This is a genomic window from Streptomyces sp. NPDC055287 (assembly GCF_053646035.1).
Genome location: NZ_JBSHNE010000034.1, coordinates 39,070 through 59,429, shown reverse-complemented (window position 1 = coordinate 59,429; position 20,360 = coordinate 39,070). Strand labels below are relative to the sequence as shown.

Genomic DNA, 20,360 nt, shown 5'->3' with positions numbered 1-20,360 from the left:
GCGTGGCCGAGGGCCTTCACTCCTGGACTCCCGCGCCGGTGCGGTGTCCGCCTGTTAAGGCTGTGCGGCGGGTGAGAACGAGGGGGCCGGCTTTGGGGGTGAGGAGGAAGCGGGGCAGCGGCTGCAGTGCAGCGGCGCCGGTGTCGCGTAGTTGCCAGTGGCTGCTGATCGCCGCGAGGGCGAGGACGGCCTCGGTCATGCCGTATTGCTCGCCCAGGCACTTGCGGCGCCCGCCTCCGAACACCGTGAACGCCTGCCGCTGGGCCGCGGTGACGCGTTCGGGGAACCACCGGTCGGGGTCGAAAGTCTCAGGGTCGTCGAAGACGGCCGGGTCGCGTTGGAGGGCGTAGGGGGAGACGATCACATCTGCGCCCGCGGGAACGCTGAACCCCGCGAGCACTGTCTCTTCCAGGGTGATGCGGGAGAGCATCCAGGTGGGCGGCCACAGCCGCAGCACCTCGAGGAGAACCTGCCGGGTGTAGGACAGGCGCGGAATGTCGGCGAAGACGGGAGACCGTCCTTCGAGCTCGCGATCCAGCTCCGCCCACAGCCGACGCTCCACATCCGGGCGTGCGGCCAGCGCGTGCAGAGTCCAGGCCAGCAACGAGGCCGTGGTCTCCACGCCCGCCGCCAGCACCGAGAGAACCTGATCACGAACCTCCGCGTCGTCAAGGGGACGGCCGTCATCGTCGGCGGCCATCACCAGGGACAGCAGATCGTCCCCCGGCGCCTGACTGGCCCGGTACTGCCCGATCACCTCACCCACGGCCACCTCCAGACGAGCCTGCGCCTGCTGGAAGCGGCGGTTGGCCGGCAGTGGGAGCCGGTGCAGCAGCGGCCAGGGCACCAGCATCCGCCGAAACATCCCCTCCAGCATCAGCGGCAGCGCCCCGCCCATGACCTCCGCCGCCGCACGGCCGGCCGGCGCCGCGATCAGCGTGCGCGCCACCACTCGGGCCGCCAGCCCATACATGCCCGCCTCCACATCGAGCCGATCACCCTCCCGCCACCCGTCGACCACCTGCGCGACGCACTCGCCCATCACTGGGGCGTAGCGGGCCACCTGATCCCGGCCGAACGCGGGCCGCATCACCGGCTGCTGACGCCGGTGGTCCGTGTTGCTGCACGTGATCACGCCGTTGCCGACCAGGAGCCGCGCCGTGTCCATGAACGGACCGCCCTTGTCGAACACCGACGACACCAACACCTCACGGGCCGCCTCCCCGCCGTTGACCAAGTACACCCGGCGCCCCGCGAGCTGCAGCCTCACCACCGCCGGACCCTCCCGCTGGGAAACCAGGAAAGCTAGGGGATCACGCACCAACCGGACCACGTGGCCCAGCCACGGCACGCCCCCCGCGACACGCTGAACCTGTCGAGCTGCCACCACGCCCACCCCCTGTAACACCCGCCCAGTACGCCGAACCACAACTGCCCACCCCACCCCGCATAAGAAACACGAAACGCGCGGCGACGCCCCGCCCGACGCCTGGCGCGCCCCCTTCTGCGTGCTGGGACCACGAGGAACGGCGCAGGATGATCCCTGACTCCTCAGTGGCCCGCCATGTACGGCTCGAAGTCACACGGCCAGTCACATCATCGCCTCTAGAGGAAGTTGATCATGGCGAGTTAGGCATGCTCGAGTACCTGCTGGCGCTAGCCCAGCCAGGCCAGCGCCCTCACGGCGATTGCAGCTGCCACACAGCAACTGCAGGTTCTGAGGACCGCTGCCACCACCCATGGCAACTGGGATGACGTGGTCGAACTGCAACTCGGACGTCGACCCGCACACCACACACTGGGCGGCGAGGTAGTCGTCGGGCAGCTGATCCGGCCGGTGCTGGGTGTGGCGGGCCACGGCCTCGCCGTTGGGCAGGATGTGCGCGACGGCCCAGGTGTCGCCGTTCTTCACGAAGTCCCGCCCGGCGCGCTCGGTCATGCGGCGACGGTTTTGGCGTGTGACAAGGATGTCGCCCACGTGCGCCCGCTGCCCTGTACGCAGCTTCACAACGCTCGTCGTGTCGTCGTCGCCGGCGGTGATGCGCCAGGTCTGCCCCCTAGTGTTGAGGGCGGTGACGGTGGCGTTGTCGGCGGCCGTCATCAGCGAGGCGATTGGCCCAGGCGGTGAACACCGCGTCGCACATCGCCTCGTGGTTTCCGGCGACGATCCGGCCCTTGTCCTGGTACCAGGCGAAGACGGCCCGGCTGTCCCCACCGTCGCCTAGGACGAGGGAAGCGCCCGCCTCGCCGGGAACCCGGGAGCGGTGGAGACGGTTCAGTTCGATGGCGCCGCCGGCCCTTGCGATGAGCCGCAGGGCTCCGCCAGCCTCGACGGCGGCGAGTTGGTGCGGGTCGCCCAGCAGCCGCACCACCGCACCGGCGGCGGACGCGTCCGCGAGGACCTGGTCGAGGAGGAGGGTGCTGGCCATGCCCGCCTCGTCGACGAGAACGGCGGGATCGAGCTCAAGTGGCTCGGGGCCGCCTGCTCCCCGCACACACGGGGATGGCCCCCTGTCCTACATGCGCTATCGCCGCAGGACGCTGCACCCCCGCGCATTCGCTACGCAGGGCTCAGGCGACGACATGAGGCGTAGAGCCCCGTACAGGTCAGCTGGGGGCCTACTGATAGGCGGCCTTGACCGGAGTGCTTACCGTGGTGTTTGCCTGATCTGGCCGGTAGGCGGCCGTCCAGAGTGGGTGGTCTTGGTCCGGATCTCCGTACACGCTTCCGCCACCATTGCAGAGGTAGTTGAGGCGCTGGCCGGCAAGCGAATCGGTGGCACCACCAGCAAACTCGCACCGTTTCCCGTTGGCGAGCTCGATGACCAAGGGCGTTGGTACGGGACCGCCAGGGATGTGGAAGTTGTTCCCGGGCAGTGTTTCGGTGAGCGTCAGGCGCATCATGTGGTTCGGGCTGGCTCCCATGCACAGGAGCACCGGGTGATCCGGGCCGACGTCCGGAGCGAAGCAGGGGTCGAGAAGGGTGCTGTCGTGGGTGCAGCGCCATGCGTCCGTGCGCTGCGTCTTGGTGGAGCTGCTGAAGCACGACCCGATGGCGTCGCCGGTTACTACGATTCCCTTGGCGGGGGCGTGGCCGCCGATGGCCCACGGGGCGATGGTGTGGACCTCGGTCCGGGTCAGTTGCGCGAGGGAGGAGGCGCTCGGCGTCGCGCTCGGCTTTACCGCGGCCGTGGTGGTAGTCGCGGTGCTGTTCGAACGCTGTGGGTTCAGCGGCCGCTCGGCGTGCTGCGGCTGAGCGGTTGATGCGGTGGACTTCGCTGTCGGCCTCTGGGGTGTGGCATCGGGCGGGAGGAGGGTTAGGAGCACCGCGCCGAGAGAGCCTACGGCTGCCGCGCCGGCGACAAACGCTCCGCGGCGCATCCAAACTCTACGCCTCGTCAACTGCGCTTTGGCGCTCGAGGCCCACGCGGGATCTTCAACGGTGGGTATGCACCACTGTGTGGCGATCAGATCATCGACTGCTGTCGGCTGCTCAAGAACGACGGGGAGGACTTGAGTCGCCGCGTTACTGATCAGTTCCGAGGTAGCGTCCGCAAGATCCTTGGCGGTGGGGCGCTGGTTGGGCTCCTTGGCCAGACAGGAGCCGATCACTCCCCGGAGTGCCTGAGGTACGCCTTCGAGGTCGGGTTCCTCGCGCAGCACTCGGTAAGCGACCACGTCCGGGGCTCCTGTCCCGAACACGGGTCGATTGGTGGCGGCGTAGGCGATGAGCGCACCCCAGGCGAAGACGTCACCAAGACTGTCGGCGATGCCGTCCCGGTACTGCTCAGGACTGATCCAGCCCGGGGTGCCGGTTGTGACGCCCGTGTGGGTGACCGCGGTTCCATCCGCCACATGGGCGATGCCGAAGTCGAGGACGCGCGGGCCGTGTGGGGAAAGGATCACGTTGGCCGGCTTGAGGTCGCGGTGGACGACCCCGGCTGCGTGTATGGCAGTGAGCGCGGCTGCCGTTCCGGCCGCGAACAGGTGCAGTTGGACCCCGGACAGTGGGCCGTGCGCAGTCAGGTGCTCGTGCAACGTGGGGCCGGGCACGTACTCGGTTACCAGCCAAGGGATGTCGGCTGCCGGGTCGGCGTCGATGAAGGGAATCAGGCACGGTCCGGAGACCCGCCGGAGCACACCGACCTCCCGGTGGAACCTGGCGCGAAATTGCGGATCAGCGGCGAACTGAGGGTGCACCATTTTGAGGGCCACCCTGTGCGCGTGCTCATCCAACGCCGCGTACACCGTGCCCATGCCGCCCGAGCCGAGTCGGCCCACCACCCTGTACGAGGCGACCTGCGGCGGGTCGCCGGGCAGCAGCGGGCTGATCACAGAGCTCAAGGCAGTTCTCCAACGAATGAGTGCGGAGGCGGTCGCGCGCTCCTTGCGAACGGTATCGCGTAGCCGACACCTGGCGGCTTCGAAGCGGTTCTCCGGGTCGGTCACGAGCGGAGGATTGATCGAACGGCGCCCCGGGCAACGGCACAGGGGAGGAGGGACTACGAATAGACCTCCGCCCGCGTCGGCGCCCGTCGCGGCGGCTTCACTCAGCGTCATCAGTCGCGGCTTGCCAGGAGTGCTCACCCGCCGCATAGTCCGGCAAGGCCCACGATGGTGCCGTTCGCTCCCGCCGTGTACGCCACGTTGACGTCGATGCCCACCAAGTGGCGCTTGGTGGATTACGCGTCGGTGTGCGGGCGCGCCCAGTGCACCACCTGATCACCGAACGGAACGGGTGACCCCTTGCGGTGTCCTTGGGCCTTGACCCGGATCTTGAACACGTCTATGCGGCTCGGGCCAGGGTAGTTGATGTTGTTTGGAAGGTGTTCTCGTAGGCGATCGGTGATCGCTGTCCGAGGCGGGAGTGCCGGCGTCGGGTGTTGTATCGGGTCAGCCAGCGGAAGGCGTCGAGTTGGGCCGCACGCTCGCTCGACCAGCCCTTTCGGCCTTTCAACGTCTCTCTTTCGAAGCTGGCGTTGAACGATTCGGCGGCGGCGTTGTCCGCGCTGGACCCGACCGCGCTCATGCTCTGCCGCACCCCTGCTGACCTGCAGACTTCGGCGAAGATTCGACTCGTATATTGCGAGCCGTGATCGGTGTGCATCACCGCCCCGGACAGGCTCCCGCGGGTCCGCTCGGCGGCCTGGAGTGCGTTGATGACGAGCTCGGTGCGCATGTGATCGGCGATGGCCCACCCGGCCAGGCGGCGGGAACACAGGTCTATCACGGTCGCGAGATAGAGCGGCTTCGCGCCGTTGACCGGCAAGTACGTGATGTCACCGACGTACTTCGCGTTCACCGCGGTCGCGGTGAAGTCGCGGCCGATCAGGTCCGGCGCCTTCGCCGCGGCCGGGTCCGCGACGGTGGTGCGGTGCCGGCGCCGCAGGCGGACGCCTTCAAGGCCGATGGTCCGCATGATTCTCGCGACACGCTTGTCCAGCACCTCCTCTGTGCAGTATCAGCTCAAGCGGCTTGAGCAGCAGGGCGTGATCTCGCGCAGTGGCAGCCGCTGGCGCTCCTACCGATACCTGAAGGCGGGGCACCGCCATGTCCGCACCGTTTGACCTCCCACCGGACCTGCCGCGGCTGCGCGTGCTGGAGACCTTCCTGCTCGCGGTCCTGGCCCGGGTGCGGGAGCGGATCCGGCACCTGGAGCAGCAGGCCGTCATCCACGAGAAGATCGCCCGGCAGAAACCGCCGGCGGCATGGACGCTGGAGATCAGCATCAACGGGCACACGCCCGTCGCCGTGCCCGTCGGCGGGTCTTCCATGGGCGAAGCGAGGTCCGCAGCAAGGCGATCATCCGGCAGGACGTGATCCAGGTCCTGCACGACGGGGTCCTGCACCCTGTGCCGCCCGGACACGGAACTGGGCATCCTCGAGTAAGACGGGCTGGCCTAGGCGCTGGACTTACGCCCTGTCGTCTTCTTGGCCGCCGACTTCTTGCCCGGGGCCTTGGCCGCCTTCTTGGCGGGCGCGTTCGCGGCTTTGCGTTCCACGTGCCCGGCCATGTCATGGACGCTCGCATCATCGCCGCCCGCGCCGTCCTGGTCCTCGCCGCGGGCCTGGCGGGCCGACTCCACGGATTTGAGCAGTGCGGACATGAGGTCGACGACGGGAGGCGCGGCCGGCTCGGGCTGAGCCCCTTCGGGCTTCGCACCCTCGGCCTTGGCGCGGATCAGATCTTCAAGGGCTTCGCGGTAATAGTCGCGGAATCCGGTGATGTCGTCGGTGGCCATCACCTCCATGAGGTCGATGGCCGTCTCGATCTCCGCGTCGTCAACCTCGACCTCCCTGGGGGGCGAGGGAGGCGGGGGAGCGGATCTCGTCCGGCCAGCGCATGGGGTGCAAGACGATCGCGTCGCCCTTGATCCGCAGCAGGCTCAGGCGCTCGCGGTTGTGCCACGCGAACTTGGCCACGGCTACCTTGCCGGAGCGCTCCAGGGCCTGGCGCAGGAGCGTGTACGGCTTGGCCGCCACCTGCCCGTCGGCGGCCAGGTAGTAGCTCTCGCCGATGCGCAGCGGGTCGATGCTCTCGGCCGGCACGAACGCGACCTCGTCGATCGCCTTCGCCGTGGGCAACGGCATCTTGTCGAGATCCTCATCGGTGACCTCGACGACGGTGTCCTTCCTGACCTCATAGCCGCGCCCGATCTCGCTCTGGTCGAGCACCTGCCCGTCCAGTTCACAGATCTTTTGGTACCGGATCCGGCCCATGTCGGCCTGGTGGTACTGGTGGAAGCTGATGTTGTGGTTCTCGGTGGCCCGCAGGACCTTGATAGGCAGCATTATCTACACCTCGCGCCCATCCCAGGTCAGGTGAGGGTGACTGGCTAAGGTACGTAAGGTTCAGTCTCGTCAACAAGGACAGTCAACCGGGAGCGGACTGCTTTCGGTACATGTTTCTCGTCCCCGTGGATGACGGTCTCGGGCAGCGGCCTGCCGCAAGTGAGTCGGTAACGGCTGTTCCCACACCTTCCCCGTGTGCGGGTGCACCGCGACAGTGCCACCGCAGGAGCACCGCAGGAGCACCGCAGGAGCACCGCAGGAGCACCGCAGGAGCACGGCAGGTGCTGGAAGCGCCAGGTGGCAGGAAAACAAGCCGCAGATGAAGGCGGGGCTGCCGTTCCGGGGAAGGCCGCCGCCAGCTGCGCTACCGAGCTGCTGTACATCGTGGCTGTCGGGAGACGTTCCGGCCCCTGCTGATGACCGGGTGGGCGGTGGGGCGGCAAAGTGCCTCCGGGGCGCCATCGCCGCCGAGGAGGTGTTGGGCAGGACAGCGTCCGCAGAGATGATGAAGGGCATCCGCTGAAGAGGACACACTCTGAACCTGCAGCCTGGCTACCTCGGCCAACGGAGTGGAATATAGGGACCGCCTGCTCGTTCTTGACGCATTCTGGCCGACCTAGAGATGAATTCGATGATTCATTGGGGAATGCCCTATTCCGCTACCAGAGTCGGCAGAGTTCCGGGATGCTGTGGTCACATCACTGCACACGTCGTGGCCCGGGGGAGCGACAATGGCGGCTGGAGACAGGGGGCTGTCGGTGGGCGGCGACGCCATCGGCCAGTTCTCCACCGGAGACCACAACGTACTCGTGACTGCCCACGCTTCGTTGGTGCATGTCCACCAGGCGGGCCCGCGCCCGAAGCCGAAACGGCGGACGCGTATCGAGCGCCTCCCCCGCCACGTCACCATGCCTCTGGGGCGTGACGACGAAACGGCGTTACTGCAGCGATCTGTCGCCGACAACGAACCCGTCCAGGTTTATGGCGCTGACGGCATAGGCAAGAGCACTCTGATCCGACACGCCGCCCTCGAACTCGACGGCCGTGACGGCGTCGTATTCCTCGACGCGTATGGGAAGGAACTCGACGACCTACTCCAGAGCATCTTCGAAGCCTGCTACGACAGCCCTGGCTACCGTCCGAGCGACGGAGAACTGCACGCCCTGCTTGCCGACCTCCGGCTCTGCCTGGTCATCGACGACTTCGACGAACCAAGTCGCCAACTGGTCCGGCTTCAGGACGCGATACCCGCCGGCACCGTCCTGGTCGGCTCCGCCGAACGCACGCTCTGGGGACAAGGCACGACGATCGAACTCGCCGGTCTCCCTCGGTCGGCCGCTCAGCAGTTGCTCGCCAGAGAGTTGCAACGCGAGTCGCGCCCAGCGGACACCGTCGACGCAGCCGTGCTCTGGGAAGCGTGCCAGGGGCACCCCTTCAAGCTGCTCCGCGCCGCCGCGCTGGCCCGGCGCAATGCGGACACAGGGCTCGCGCGGCTGCCTGCACCGGTCGAGATTCCAGAGCTCCTCCACGACCTCGTCGCGGCCGCAACCAGCGTGGAACGGGAGATCCTGGCGCTGCTGTCGGTGGCCCCGGCCGCAGTGATGTCGATTGACCTGTTGTCAGTTCTGCTGGCGCCCTCGCTGACTGCGGATGCGGTACGTATGTCCGCCGGTCGGCTCGCCAGGTTCGGACTCCTCACCCGCACCGACGAGAGAGTCCGGCTCTTCCCGGACGCGGTTGCGGTCCTCCCCGACGACCTGGCCCAGGAGACGGCGCGGATCGCTGACTCCACGGGCCGGATGACAGCGTGGGCCACGGCCCGCGACACATCAGCCGCAGCGGTCGCTGAGCACGGTCCGCTCATAGCCGCCTGGATCGAGGCGGTCGGCCGTTCGGGCCGGGCAGACCTCGGGGTAGGGCTAGCCCGAGCCGCCGCTCCCGCAGCAGCCTGCTCCCTACGGTGGGGAGCCTGGGGACGCATCCTCACCCGAGGCTTGACTGCGGCAGAGCAAGCTGGCGACGAGCGTGCCCGCGCCTACTTCACCCACGAGAACGGAGTCCGCTCCCTGCTCACCGGCAAGCGGATCGCCGCCGCAGCCGCATTCGCGGCAGCCTCAGCCGCCTGGCGTTCACTCGGCGACGACGGCAGTGCGGACATCGCCGAGCACGGTCAGACACTCGCCGACCCCCACGGCACGACGACCGGACCGCCGGAACAGCCGGACTCGGGTGCGGAAGCCGCCCAGGACGGATCCCCCACGGCGGACGGCGGTGAGGTGAATGACCGGTCCAATGCCGGGGACGGACACGACGGCGACGCGAACGGCCAGTCCGGTTCCGCGGACGGTCACTCCGGTGGCGCGGAAGGTACGGATGGGGCAGAGCCCGTCGAGCGCGGCTTTCCCGACCCGCCCCAATCGCCGCCCCGCCAAACGCTGGACGGTCACCCGCCGCCCGGCGGGGGACACGGTGCCGGTGGCGGCGGTCTCGGTGGGGGACTCTCCAAGGGCGGCCTGACGCTGACCGCCAAGCTCATAATCGGCGGCGCCCTGCTGGCGATCGGGGGCGGCGGCGTGTGGGTCCTGGGCCAAGGCGGGGGGGGCGGCGGCCAAGCCGACGGTGCCGCTGCACGTTCAGGTGGCGACCGACGTCTTCGAGGTCGGCGACATGCCCGGTACGGCAGAGGGCTCGTGCCGAGTCGAGGCCGGCGGGACCGACTGCACGAAGGTCGTCCGGGTGGCCAAAGGCGAGGAAGGTCCGGTCACAGTCGTGCCCGACAGTCCCCTGCCAACAGGTGTCAAGATTGTCTACTGGGGCTGCGACGAGGGCGCAGAGGCGGCCACTTGCACCGTAAAGGCGGACGCCGAGCGCTCGGTATGCGTCACGACGACCAGCCCCGAGGACGCAGACGCACGCGACAGGTGCGCCGCATCCGACACCGGTCGGGCATCCGCACCTCCGTGGGCACGGATTGCCGGGGTGTGGAACCGTGAGGACGGCGCTCAGTTCTCCTTCGACGGACGGGACGCACGGTGGACACCCGGAAACGTTACCGAGGATTTCACACTCTGCCGCTACACCGTGAAAAGCCTGTTCACCAGCACAACGATCAAAATGGACTGCCAGAACCTCGACACTAACCGAAAAGCGACGGTTAGTCTGTCCGCCACCGGCGACATCGGCACGAACAACCGCACACTCACCATCACCGGCGACCAAACACTGAGCGGTGCCTACGACAATGCGCTGCCATACGCCCGCGACACCTCCTCGGCATCACCGCCCGAGCCCACTGCCCGACCCGCGTTCGACCCGTGCACGCTGCTGAAGCCAGCCGATCTGGCACGCACAGCGGATTACCTCAAGCACGCGAACGAGAAATGGCGCAGTGTCTCCGAACCGAAGAGCGGCCCCTTCTTCGGCTCCTGCTCCTACAACAGCCCGGATTCCCAACGCTTAGATCTCCTGGTGAGCGTTGAGGTCGGTTACCGGGCCAAGCCCTTCGACAGGGAGGGCTGTCAGCGAATCGACATCACAAACCAGTCCTGGCTCTGCCCGATTGGCGTCAACAGCTACAAGCAGGTCCGCGTTCAACTCGACGATGGGACCGAGCTTGACGTGCGAGTAGGCAGATTGCCAGGTGAGGACACGGACTGGATCGATGACCCGACAGCAGCTGAAGCACTTATGAAGATCATCCTTGCCCGCATCTGAGGAGGAGAGCATGACCGATCAGCCAGGTACCCGGAGCATCAGCGTGGGCCGCAACGCGACCGGCCAGTTCAACACTGGAGACAACAGCGTGCTCACGAGCAGACAAGCATCCGACCAAGAGGCGCTGAGGGCCTTCGTCGACCTGATGCGCAGGGAACTGGCTACCGTCACCCTGACACGCGAGCAGGCGGACGGCACACACGCGGCGCTGGCCGAGATCGAAGAGATTGCCTCGGCCGAGCTGGTGGAACCCGGGCCTCTCCGCACCGCATTCGCACGCTTCGTATCGTTCCTGGCCGAGGCTGGCCAGCCCGCGCTCACCGCAGTGTTCATGACCCTCGCTCTGAACCTCGGGCTGGCCGCGCCACCCAGGTGAACGCCTCGTCGGCACTTGAACCAAACCGCCACTTCGCCCCTGGACATGGACACCATGAAACCGGGGTCGGCTCAGGTTGTGGTGGGGTTTCTCCGGTTGCGGCCGATGTGTTCCGAATGGGTCCCAGTTCCACGGCGGCAGACCGAGCGCGCCCTGGCCCAGGCCGGTGTGTACGCGGGCGCGTTCGGTGGCGGCCATGCGCTGGACGACGGTCAGTTCGGCAAGGCGTGCCTCCTGCACCCTGGTGATCTACATCCTCGATTCCACGTTCGTTCGCACTGCCGTGGTGAGTGGGTGGTGCTCGCCCAACACCCGGAGACAGTCGGTGGAGTGGCCGCCGAGTGGGCCCGCGGGGGTTGGTGGCCATGGTGCGCGTAGTGCCAGTGCGTGGGCGGGGATGGTCACGAGGCCGAGGATGACCGCCAGGACGAAGGAGGTGGTTCGCCCGAAGTCTTTGGCGAGGGCTGCGGTCAGGGGTGCGAAGACGGTGGATGCGAGGCCTCCGGCGAGGGTCACGATGGTGAGGGCGCGGACTCGGTCCTCGCCCCACCAGCGGGTGAGGGCGGCGAAAGCGGGGGGTAGAACGTGGCGGCCACGGCCACGCCCGCGAGGAGCCATCCGGTGGTGAATACGGTCAGGTTGGGCGCGGCCGCGATGGACAGGAGCGCCAGCACCGCCAGGACGGAGCCGGTGGTCATGACGGTGCGGGGGCCGCGCCGGTCGAGGATGCGGCCGATGGGGATGCTCGCGAGCGCGGAGACGAGCAGGGCTCCGGAGAACGCCGCGGTTGTGAATGCGGTGACAAGCCGGTGTCGGCGGTGATGCGCGAGTTCAGTACCGGGAGGCGTAGCAGACGATGCCCCAGCCGGTGATCTGCTTGGCGCACAGGGCGGGGAGCGCGGCGCGTGGCCGTGACCGGACCCCCGTCCCGGTCGCGGCCACGCTGGCCTGGATGTTGGGCACCGTGGGTCAGCAGCCGCCGGAAGAGGCCGGGGCGCCGATGGTGAGCGTCGTGGGGGCTGCGCAGCAGCCGCCCCCGGTCTCCTCGGCCGCGGGTTGGTCGAAGAGGCCGGCGCCGCCGCAGACTCCGGTTTCCGGGAGGGTGAGTTCGACGCGTTCGGCGGCTTCGCGGTCGCCGGCGAGGTGGGCGGCGATGGAGCGGACCTGCTCGTAGCCGGTCATGGCCAGGAAGGTCGGGGCGCGGCCGTAGGACTTCATGCCGACGAGGTAGACGTCCTTCTCCGGGTGGGAGAGCTCGTTCACGCCGTGCGGGTAGACGGTGCCGCAGGAGTGCTGGTTGGGGTCGATCAGCGGAGCGAGCTCGACCGGGGCCTGGAGGCGTTCGTCCAGGCCGAGGCGCAGCTCGGAGACGAACGACAGGTCGGGGCGCAGTCCGCTCAGGACGATGACCTCGTCGACCGGGTCCAGGCGGCGGCCGTCCTCGGCGACCAGCACCAGCCGGCCGTCGCTGTCGCGCTCGACGGCGTCGGTACGGAAGCCGGTGACGGCGTTGGTGTAGCCGTCGTCGACCGCGGCCTTGGCGGCGAGGCCGAGTGCGCCTCGGGCGGGCAGCTGGTCGGCCTCTCCGCCGCCGAAAGTGGAGCCGGAGATGCCCCGGCGCAGGATCCACACTGCGTGCGTGCCGGTGCCGTCCTCGGCCTTGGCGAGGTCTGCCAGGTAGGCGAGTGCGGTGAAGGCGGAGGCGCCGGAGCCGATGACGGCGGTGCGCTTGCCGGCGTAGCGGGCGCGGACGCCCGGGTCCCTGAGGTCGGGGATGCGGTAGGAGATCCGGTCGGAGGCCGCCTGCTCGCCAAGGGCCGGAAGGCCGTCGCCACCGATCGGGCTGGGCGTGGACCAGGTACCGGAAGCGTCGATGACGGCGCGGGCCAGGATCCGCTCCTCGGTGCCGTCGGCGTTGACGACGCGGACGGTGAAGGGCTGGGTCTCGCGGTCGGCGTCGACGACGCGGTCGCGGCCGGCGCGGGAGACGCCGGTCACGGTGGTGTTGTAGCGGACGCGGTCGCCGAGGACGTCGGCGAGGGGCTGGAGGTAGAGGTCGGCCCAGTCGCCGCCGGAGGGGTAGGTGGCACCGTCCGGCGCGGTCCAGCCGGTGGGGGCCAGAAGCTTCTCGGCCGCCGGGTCGACCACCTCGGACCACGTGGAGAAGAGCCGTACGTGCGACCAGTCCCGGGTGGCGGTACCCGCGCGGGGGCCGGCTTCGAGGACCAGCGGGGCCAGGCCCCGGTCGGTGAGGTGGGCGGCGGCGGCCAGGCCGACAGGTCCGGCGCCGATGACCACGGTGGGCAGGTCGGCGGTGGTGGCAGGCGCGTTCACGGCAGGCTCCTCAGTTGTTTCGACATCCGTCGATGGCTTGCGCAGCCAGCATGACGCCTGATTCGATGAGCGTCAACATAGACATTCATCAATTTGGGGGCTCATGTGGAACACGTGGACATCGCGATCATCGGAGGCGGCCAGTCGGGCCTGGCGGCTGCGTATGCCTCCCCACCAGGGCCTCGCGCCGGTGATCCTGGAGGCATCGGACCAGGCCGCCGGGTCGTGGCCGCACTACTACGACAGCCTGGCCCTCTTCTCTCCGGCCAGGTTCAGCGCACTGCCCGGTATGCCGTTCGGCGGCGATCCGGACCGTTATCCGCACCGCGACGAGGTCGTCTCCTACCTGACCGCCTACGCCCACCGCCTCCAGGCCGACATCCGCACCGGCCGGCGTGTGGCAGCGGTCAGGGCGAACGGCGCCGGGTTCACCATCGAGCTGGAGAGTGGGGGGCGCCTGGCGGCGCGGGCGGCGGTCGCGGCGAGCGACAGCTTCGGCCGCCCCCACCGTCCGGCACTGCTGGGCCTGGAACCCTTCACCGGCCGGGTGCTGCACGCGGCCGACTACCGAGACCCCCGACCGTTCGCCGGGCAGCGCGCCGTGGTGGTCGGGGCAGGAAACTCGGCGGTTCAGATTGCAACCGAGCTCGCCCGCGCAGGCCGTACGACGCTGGCGACCCGGGCGCCGGTGCAGTTCGCCCGCCAGCACCTGCGGGGCCGGGACCTGCACTTCTGGCTGACCCGCACCGGCCTGGACGCCGCACCGCTGGGGTGCCTGCTGCGCACCCCGCAGGCCCAGCCCGTGCTCGACGACGGCCGCTACCGCGCCGCCCTCGACGCCGGCGCCCCGGAGCGCCGCCCCATGTTCCAGGGCGTGGACGGCGCAATGGTCACCTGGCCCGACGGGACCGGCGAGACGGTGGACGCGATCGTCCTGGCCACCGGCTACCGCCCCGACCTTCCCTACCTCTCATCCCTCGGCGCTCTCGACGCCGGGGGCCGGCCGCTCCACCGCGGCGGCCGCTCCTCGAGCCACCCGGGCTTGCCCTTCGTCGGGCTGGAGTGGCAGCGCGGCCTGTCCTCGAACTCGCTGCGCGGCGTGGGCCGGGATGCCGAACGAGCAGCCCGGCACCTGGGCGCCCACCTGCTGTCCCGCTGACGCCGTCGCACCCTCGCCGCCTGCTTCGACATGTGTCAACATAGACGCATGTCGAACGTGAAGGTTCTGCCGCTGCTGGAGTCCGAGACCGTCGCGCCGTGCTGCCCGCCGCTGGCGGAGCGCCCGCTGACGGCCGAGGAGGCCGAGCGGACCGCTCTCATGTTCAAGGCGCTCGGAGATCCGGTGCGCCTTCGGCTCTTCTCCGCCGTGGCCTCCTACGAGGGCGGCGAGGCATGCGTGTGCGACATCTCCGACGTCGGCGTCTCCCAGCCCACCGTTTCCCACCACCTCAAGAAGCTGAAAGAGGCCGGGCTGCTGTCCTCCGAGCGGCGCGGCACCTGGGTCTACTACCGGGTCGAGCCCGCGGTGCTCGCCGCCATGGGCCAGCTCCTGACCCGCGCGGCCGCCGCATGAGCATCACCATCGCCCCGCTGACCGAAGCGCACGCGGACGAGGTCCTGGCGATCCACCAGGCGGGGATCGACGAGGGCAACGCCACCTTCGAGACCACCGCCCCCACCTGGCAGGTGTTCGAGGCGGGCAAGCTGCCGGAGCACCGCTTCGCCGCCGTCGCCGAGGACGGCAAGGTCCTGGGCTGGGTGGCGGCGAGAGCGGTCTCGGACCGGTGCGCGTACGCGGGCGTGGTCGAGCACTCCGTCTACGTCCACCCTGGTGCCCGTGGGCGAGGTGTCGCCATGCAGCTCCTCACTGCACTGATCGGCTCGACGGAGGCCGCGGGTATCTGGACGATCCAGTCCGGCATCTTCCCCGAGAACCGCGCGAGCCTCGCCCTCCACCAGCGGGCCGGCTTCCGGGTCATCGGCACCCGCGAGCGCATCGGCCGCCACCACGGCGTGTGGCGCGACGTGGTCCTGCTGGAGCGCCGCAGCCCACGGATCAGCTGACCTCAGCCTTCCCGTTGGAGCCCGTCGCCGCTGGTCAGGGTGAGCTGGCGGTGGTGGAAGTCGAAGTGCTGCGTCGGGTAGCGGTAGATGTCCGCACGTGTCATGAAGTCCTTGAAGAAGGGGTCCCACCGCACGGGGTAGTGCATACCGCGGGCCAGGTCGGCGTCGGACTCGGCGGCCAGCCGGCGCTGGAGGGAGTCGAGGACTCGATCGAAGGCGGCTCCCATCCTGCGCGGGCCGTAGATCTTCACGGCCCCTCGTGGCCCCGCGTAGTTGACCCAGTCGAACGGCACGGTTCCCGCGTCGAGAAGCCGGGCGAACGACTTGCTGGCGCCGCGTGGAAGCCGCCCGAAGACACGGACCAGGACCAGCAGAGCCCGGACGACCATGTAGCCGAAGAGCATGTGCCACAGCAGCTGCTCGTTGGTCCACTTGGTGCCGCGGGTGGGCCGGGCAAGGTCCGCCCTGGAGGCGGAGTCCAGCAGTTGGTGAAACGTGCGGCGGACTCGTTCGTAGTCCTCGTACACGGCCTGCCGGTCCATCGGAGTCGTGTTCGCCATCGTCTGCCAGCTCTCGGTCGGCCCTCGGCACGGTGCCCGCTGTCGCGATGATCACCGTTTCCCCGTACGGGCACCACTCGTCGGCGGCCCTACGAAGGGATCAGGCTTGCAGACTCTCCGAGATGTCCCGGGCTGCATCGCGGGCAGTGCGGCCGACGCCGACGAGGGTGGCGGAGGCGGGGCCGGTCCAGTCGCCGTAACCAAGCAGGTGCAGCCGCGGTTCGTCGACGGCCCGCGTGCCGACGGTCGCAATGTGGCCGCGGGTGCCGCGCAGGCGCAGTGAGGCGAAGTGGGCGAGGGCCGGGCGGAAGCCGGTGCACCAGATGACCACGTCCGCTGCCGCGACGGTGCCGTCGGCCCACTCGACGCCGGAGGCGGTGAACCGCGTGAACATCGGCTTCGCATGCAGAAGTCCGGCGTCGCGGGCATCACGTACGGGCGCCACAGCCACGATGTCACCGAGGGAGGCGACGCCACCGGTGTCGGAGCGGCCGGCATCCAGCGCTTGGCGTCGGGCGGTGGCTGCGTCGAAGAGGGCCCGGCCGTCGATGTCGTCGGCCAGGTAGCGGGGCGGACGCTGAGTGACCCACGTCAGCTCGGCCACAGAGGCGAGGTCGGCCGCGATCTGGGCGCCAGAGTTGCCGCCGCCGACCACGATCACCCGCTGGCCGGCGAACTCGGCCGGGCTTTTGTACTGCACGGTGTGGAGCTGGCGGCCGGAGAACTCCCGGCGACCAGGGACGGCGGGGATGAACATGCGGGTCCAGGTGCCGGTCGCGCTGATGACTGCGCGGGCCTGCCAGTCGCCCACGTCACTCTCGACGCGGAGGAACTCGCCGTCGCGGTGGACGGCATCGACCCACACGCCGCGCTGGACCGGCAGCTCGTACCGCTTCTCGTAGTCGGCGAGGTACTCCACGACATGCTGCGCGTCCGGGTAGGTCTTGCCGGGCTGGGCGGGCATCAGCCGCCCGGGCAGTGAGGAGTACTGCGCCGGGGAGAACAGATGGAGGGAGTCCCAGGTGTGCTGCCAGGCCCCGCCGGGTGCTGCCTGGGCATCGAGGATGACGTGCTCAATGCCCAGGCGGCGCAGGTGGTAGCCAGCGGCGAGCCCTGCTTGGCCGCCGCCGATCACCACCACATCCGTGCTGCGCGTCATGCCGCGGGCTGCTCCGTGTCGCTCGTGCCGGGCATGAAGATGACCGCCACGAGCGCCAGGCCCACGAACATGCCGACCAGCTGCATGCCGATGAAGCCGGGCACCGAGGCGGGGGCGATGCCCGCGAAGGTGTCGGTGAAGGCGCGGCCGATGGTCACGGCCGGGTTGGCGAATGAGGTCGAGGAGGTGAACCAGTACGCGGCGCCGATGTACGAGGCCACCGCGACGGGCGCGAAGCGCAGCCGGTCGGTACGGGCCAGACCGAAGATCAGCAGGATCAGCCCTGCAGTCGCGACGACTTCGCCGAGCAGGAGGTTCCCCGCCGAGCGGTCGTGCATGGACCACTTCACCAGCGGCTCGCCGAACATGGCGTCCGCAAGGGTCGCGCCCGCGATCGCGCCGGCGATCTGCGAGGGCACGTACACGGCCAGCTCGCGGGCGGTGACGCCCCCGCCGCCGCGCCGGGCGGTCCACCACTCGGCGAGGGTGACGGCCGGGTTGAAGTGCGCGCCGGAGACCGGGCCGAGAAGGGTGATCAGCACGCCGAGCCCGAAGACGGTGGCCAGGGAGTTCGCCAGGAGCTGGAGTGCCACGTCCTGCGTCAGTTCGGTGGCCTGGATGCCGGAGCCGACGACGACCGCCACCAGGGCGGCGGTGCCGACCAGCTCGGCGGCGGCGCGGGCGATCAGCGGGGTGCGGGGCGGGGTCGTGCCGGGTGCGGGCTGGGGCGCGGCGGCGGCTATGACGCTCTCCACTGCGGGGGCGGCGACGGGCTCGGTGGCGGTCAAGACGGGTTCTCCTCGGGCAGGTGAGGCAGAGCGGGCTATGGGCAGGACCGCTTGAGGTTCGCTTCGGAGGTGGATCGCGCGGTCTGGGCGAGGTCGGCGAACTGACCGGCGAGGGCTTCGATGACCTCCGGGCGCAGGCGGTAGTAGATGTACCGTCCGCATGGCTCGGTCTCCACGACCCCGGCCTCTCTCAGCACCTTCAGGTGGTTGGAGAGGTTGGTCTGCTTGGCACCCGTCTCCTCCACTAGGTGGGTGGTGCAGAGCGTCTCCTTGGCGAGGAGGGTCACGATCTGGAACCTGAGCGGGTCGGCCAGTACCCGGATCAGTTCAGTGTCGACTGACGTCATCATGTGCTGATACTGTCACATCATTCCGGCCTGATACCAGTCCGGGCTGAGTCATGGATCGTGCCGGCGGCCGGCAGATTCTGGTTGATGAAGGAAGAGACGATGTCCTCCACCCCGCTCGCGTCCGTACTGTTCGTCTGCATCCACAACGCAGGCCGCTCGCAGATGGCCGCAGGGTTCCTGCGCCACCTCGCCGGTGACCGCATCGAGGTCCGCTCCGCCGGCTCCGTGCCCGGGGACCAGATCAACCCCTCCGCGGTGGCCGCGATGGCCGAACTGGGCATCGACATCTCCGACCAGAAGCCGAAGGTCCTCACCCCCGAGGCCGCCCAGGCGTCCGACTACATCATCACCATGGGCTGCGGGGACGCCTGCCCGTACTTCCCCGGCAAGACCTACTTCGACTGGCAGCTCGAGGACCCGGCCGGCCAGGGCGTCGAGGCCGTCCGCCCCATCCGCGACGAGATCAAGGGCCTCATCGAGGGCCTGATCGCCGAGATCGAAGCCAAGCAGCAGGCGTGACCGCGATGACCGAGACGACCACCGGCGACGACATACGCAACGTCATCATCGGATCCGGCCCCGCCGGATACACCGCCGCCCTCTACACCGCCCGCGCCCAGCTCAAGCCCCTGCTGTTCGGCAGCTCGATCTTCGTCGGCGGCTCCCTCACCACCACCACCGAGGTAGAGAACTTCCCCGGCTTCCCCCAGGGCGTCGACGGCCCCGTCCTCATGGAGAACATGCGGGCCCAGGCCGAGAAGTTCGGCGCCGAGATGATCGACGACGACATCGTCTCCGTCGACCTCACCGGACCGATCAAGGAAGTCACCGACTCCGAGGGCACCGTCCACCGCGCCAAGACGGTGATCATCGCCACCGGCTCCGGCTACCGCAAGCTCGGCCTGCCCAAGGAAGACGAGCTGTCCGGCCGAGGAGTGTCCTGGTGCGCGACCTGCGACGGATTCTTCTTCCGCGACCGCGACATCATCGTGGTCGGCGGCGGCGACACCGCCATGGAAGAAGCCACCTTCCTCACCCGCTTCGCCCGCTCCGTCACCGTCGTCCACCGCCGCTCCACCATGCGCGCCTCCAAAGTCATGCAGAACCGCGCCTTCACCGACGACAAGATCTCCTTCGCCTTCGACAGCGAAATCGCCGAGATCAAGGAGCAGAACGGCATGCTCTCCGGCGTCATCCTGCGCGACACCTTCACCGGCAAGACTCGCGACCTCGACGTCACCGGACTGTTCATCGCCATCGGCCACGACCCACGCAGCGAACTGTTCACCGACCAGCTCGACCTCGACGACGAGGGCTACCTGCAGGTCCAGGCGCCCTCCACCCGCACCAGCCTCCCCGGAGTCTTCGCCGCCGGCGACGTCGTCGACCACACCTACCGCCAGGCCATCACCGCCGCCGGCACCGGCTGCGCAGCAGCCCTCGACGCCGAGCGTTATCTGGCTGCCCTGCGCACGCAGGACGAACCGGTACCGGCAGCAGTCTGACCTGAGCGCACAGAAAGGGGGGCGGCCCACTCTACGGAGTGGGCCGCCCCCCTCTTGGACATCGAGGCTTCGGGCTGGCCGGATAGCCGTCAAGAGTCTGGCCAACTTCGAATCGAAGCGTCCAGTTGTCCCAGCACCCGAGCCCGGCCCTCTCCGCAGCTTGACTCGCCAGGTGGCGATCGGAATCGCCAACAATGGGCCGGAGGCGCACGCCTGCGTGGTGAGCGTGACTCCAAATTCGAACACGTGGTCTAATTTGAGCCATGGCGCATTCCACGCTCCCCGACGACCTGGCGCAGGCGCAGTACGACTGGGGCGGTACGTACATCACGCTTGCTGCTGCCCACCCGCGCGGCACTACGGCCCTGCGGCGCCGCTTGCTGCACCTCTCCAACCGGCTCTTCTGGCATCGCTTCTGGTTCACCCCGGCCGGGGCTTCGACCGCCGCCCGGGCCGCCCTGTCCCAGCCGGTACGCGCCCACGCGCAGGGGAGGGATGCGCCGTGATGGGTCACCTGACCGTGAGGCAGGAGGAAGTCCTGGCCTGTATCCGGGAGTGGATCTACGAGCATGGAGAGGGGCCGGCGGTCCGCGAGATCGGTGACCGGGTCGGCCTGTCCAGCACGTCATCCGGGCAGTACCAGCTCAATCGGCTTGAGCAGCACGGCGTGATCTCGCGCAGTGGCAGCCGCTGGCGCTCCTACCGATTGACCTGAAGG

General features: G+C 69.0%; 20 protein-coding genes and 3 pseudogenes. 11 read left to right on the top strand and 12 right to left on the bottom strand.

Annotated features, from left to right (window positions below):
• Positions 1–16: 16 nt before the first annotated feature.
• From ACWIHY_RS32590 to ACWIHY_RS32570, 5 genes and pseudogenes are all read right to left on the bottom strand, one after another.
• On the bottom strand, positions 17–1,351 hold the full coding sequence (locus ACWIHY_RS32590; protein WP_454379836.1) for a cytochrome P450: 1,335 nt from the start codon (positions 1,349–1,351) through the stop codon (positions 17–19).
• Between the two features lie 240 nt (positions 1,352–1,591).
• A complete protein-coding gene (locus tag ACWIHY_RS32585; RefSeq protein WP_454379813.1) occupies positions 1,592–2,101 on the bottom strand; it encodes an HNH endonuclease in 510 nt (169 codons plus the stop codon).
• Positions 2,058–2,429: an AAA family ATPase gene (locus ACWIHY_RS32580; protein ID WP_454379812.1), complete on the bottom strand. Its 372-nt coding sequence runs from the start codon at positions 2,427–2,429 to the stop codon at positions 2,058–2,060. The genes ACWIHY_RS32585 and ACWIHY_RS32580 overlap by 44 nt, the downstream gene beginning before the upstream one ends.
• A gap of 190 nt (positions 2,430–2,619) precedes the next feature.
• Positions 2,620–4,449 carry a serine/threonine protein kinase gene (locus ACWIHY_RS32575; protein ID WP_454379810.1) on the bottom strand — a complete coding sequence of 610 codons (1,830 nt, stop codon included), beginning with the start codon at positions 4,447–4,449 and terminating at the stop codon, positions 2,620–2,622.
• Between the two features lie 337 nt (positions 4,450–4,786).
• A pseudogene (locus ACWIHY_RS32570) lies at positions 4,787–5,449 on the bottom strand (IS3 family transposase); the annotation flags it as partial.
• Between the two features lie 101 nt (positions 5,450–5,550).
• Between ACWIHY_RS32570 and ACWIHY_RS32565 the strand changes: the two are divergent.
• Positions 5,551–5,820 carry a hypothetical protein gene (locus tag ACWIHY_RS32565; protein ID WP_454379808.1) on the top strand — a complete coding sequence of 90 codons (270 nt, stop codon included), beginning with the start codon at positions 5,551–5,553 and terminating at the stop codon, positions 5,818–5,820.
• Positions 5,821–5,900: 80 nt separating this feature from the next.
• Here ACWIHY_RS32565 and ku read toward each other — a convergent pair.
• A pseudogene (gene ku / locus ACWIHY_RS32560) lies at positions 5,901–6,792 on the bottom strand (non-homologous end joining protein Ku).
• Positions 6,793–7,523: 731 nt separating this feature from the next.
• Between ku and ACWIHY_RS32555 the strand changes: the two are divergent.
• From ACWIHY_RS32555 to ACWIHY_RS32545, 3 genes are read left to right on the top strand one after another with little or no spacing between them, the layout of a single operon-like run.
• Positions 7,524–9,785, top strand: coding sequence for a hypothetical protein (locus ACWIHY_RS32555; protein ID WP_454379806.1), 2,262 nt, complete (start codon positions 7,524–7,526; stop codon positions 9,783–9,785).
• A complete protein-coding gene (locus ACWIHY_RS32550) occupies positions 9,772–10,506 on the top strand; it encodes a hypothetical protein (protein WP_454379804.1) in 735 nt (244 codons plus the stop codon). The genes ACWIHY_RS32555 and ACWIHY_RS32550 overlap by 14 nt, the downstream gene beginning before the upstream one ends.
• 10 nt (positions 10,507–10,516) lie before the next feature.
• The gene (locus ACWIHY_RS32545; protein WP_454379802.1) at positions 10,517–10,882 is read left to right on the top strand and encodes a hypothetical protein; all 366 of its coding nucleotides are present in this window, start codon (positions 10,517–10,519) and stop codon (positions 10,880–10,882) included.
• 342 nt (positions 10,883–11,224) lie between these two features.
• Here ACWIHY_RS32545 and ACWIHY_RS32540 read toward each other — a convergent pair.
• Both ACWIHY_RS32540 and ACWIHY_RS32535 read right to left on the bottom strand, forming a co-directional pair.
• Positions 11,225–11,845 (bottom strand): annotated as a pseudogene (locus ACWIHY_RS32540) (MFS transporter); the annotation flags it as partial.
• Between the two features lie 6 nt (positions 11,846–11,851).
• Complete coding sequence (locus ACWIHY_RS32535; protein ID WP_454379801.1) at positions 11,852–13,216, bottom strand: NAD(P)-binding domain-containing protein; 1,365 nt, start codon at positions 13,214–13,216, stop codon at positions 11,852–11,854.
• A gap of 163 nt (positions 13,217–13,379) precedes the next feature.
• Here ACWIHY_RS32535 and ACWIHY_RS32530 point away from each other — a divergent pair, with 163 nt between their 5' ends.
• Genes ACWIHY_RS32530 through ACWIHY_RS32520 form a run of 3 tightly spaced genes read left to right on the top strand, consistent with a single transcriptional unit; the run spans position 13,380 to position 15,280 of the window.
• Positions 13,380–14,375 (top strand): flavin-containing monooxygenase, encoded by a 996-nt coding sequence (locus ACWIHY_RS32530; RefSeq protein WP_454379799.1) that lies wholly within the window; start codon positions 13,380–13,382, stop codon positions 14,373–14,375.
• A 48-nt stretch (positions 14,376–14,423) separates the two neighbouring features.
• Positions 14,424–14,789 (top strand): ArsR/SmtB family transcription factor, encoded by a 366-nt coding sequence (locus ACWIHY_RS32525; RefSeq protein ID WP_454379797.1) that lies wholly within the window; start codon positions 14,424–14,426, stop codon positions 14,787–14,789.
• The gene (locus ACWIHY_RS32520) at positions 14,786–15,280 is read left to right on the top strand and encodes an N-acetyltransferase family protein (RefSeq protein ID WP_454379795.1); all 495 of its coding nucleotides are present in this window, start codon (positions 14,786–14,788) and stop codon (positions 15,278–15,280) included. Before ACWIHY_RS32525 ends, ACWIHY_RS32520 begins: the two co-directional genes overlap by 4 nt.
• Before the next feature lie 2 nt (positions 15,281–15,282).
• On the opposite strand, the gene ACWIHY_RS32515 is transcribed toward ACWIHY_RS32520, so the two are convergent.
• The 4 genes from ACWIHY_RS32515 to ACWIHY_RS32500 form a co-directional block, all read right to left on the bottom strand.
• Entirely contained in the window at positions 15,283–15,840 is a 558-nt protein-coding gene (locus ACWIHY_RS32515; RefSeq protein ID WP_454379793.1) for a DinB family protein, read from the bottom strand.
• Positions 15,841–15,940: 100 nt separating this feature from the next.
• Positions 15,941–16,999: an ArsO family NAD(P)H-dependent flavin-containing monooxygenase gene (locus ACWIHY_RS32510; protein WP_454379791.1), complete on the bottom strand. Its 1,059-nt coding sequence runs from the start codon at positions 16,997–16,999 to the stop codon at positions 15,941–15,943.
• Positions 16,996–17,787: an aquaporin gene (locus tag ACWIHY_RS32505; protein ID WP_454379789.1), complete on the bottom strand. Its 792-nt coding sequence runs from the start codon at positions 17,785–17,787 to the stop codon at positions 16,996–16,998. The genes ACWIHY_RS32510 and ACWIHY_RS32505 overlap by 4 nt, the downstream gene beginning before the upstream one ends.
• 35 nt (positions 17,788–17,822) lie before the next feature.
• The gene (locus ACWIHY_RS32500) at positions 17,823–18,137 is read right to left on the bottom strand and encodes an ArsR/SmtB family transcription factor (protein WP_454379787.1); all 315 of its coding nucleotides are present in this window, start codon (positions 18,135–18,137) and stop codon (positions 17,823–17,825) included.
• 99 nt (positions 18,138–18,236) lie between these two features.
• Between ACWIHY_RS32500 and ACWIHY_RS32495 the strand changes: the two genes are divergently transcribed.
• The 4 genes from ACWIHY_RS32495 to ACWIHY_RS32480 all read left to right on the top strand — a co-directional run bounded on the left by ACWIHY_RS32495 (position 18,237) and on the right by ACWIHY_RS32480 (position 20,357).
• Positions 18,237–18,656 (top strand): arsenate reductase ArsC, encoded by a 420-nt coding sequence (locus ACWIHY_RS32495; protein WP_454379785.1) that lies wholly within the window; start codon positions 18,237–18,239, stop codon positions 18,654–18,656.
• Between the two features lie 5 nt (positions 18,657–18,661).
• Positions 18,662–19,642, top strand: coding sequence for a thioredoxin-disulfide reductase (gene trxB / locus ACWIHY_RS32490; protein ID WP_454379835.1), 981 nt, complete (start codon positions 18,662–18,664; stop codon positions 19,640–19,642).
• Between the two features lie 263 nt (positions 19,643–19,905).
• Positions 19,906–20,148, top strand: coding sequence for a hypothetical protein (locus ACWIHY_RS32485; RefSeq protein WP_454379783.1), 243 nt, complete (start codon positions 19,906–19,908; stop codon positions 20,146–20,148).
• Positions 20,148–20,357 carry a LexA family protein gene (locus ACWIHY_RS32480; protein WP_454379781.1) on the top strand — a complete coding sequence of 70 codons (210 nt, stop codon included), beginning with the start codon at positions 20,148–20,150 and terminating at the stop codon, positions 20,355–20,357. Before ACWIHY_RS32485 ends, ACWIHY_RS32480 begins: the two co-directional genes overlap by 1 nt.
• Positions 20,358–20,360 lie beyond the last annotated feature (3 nt).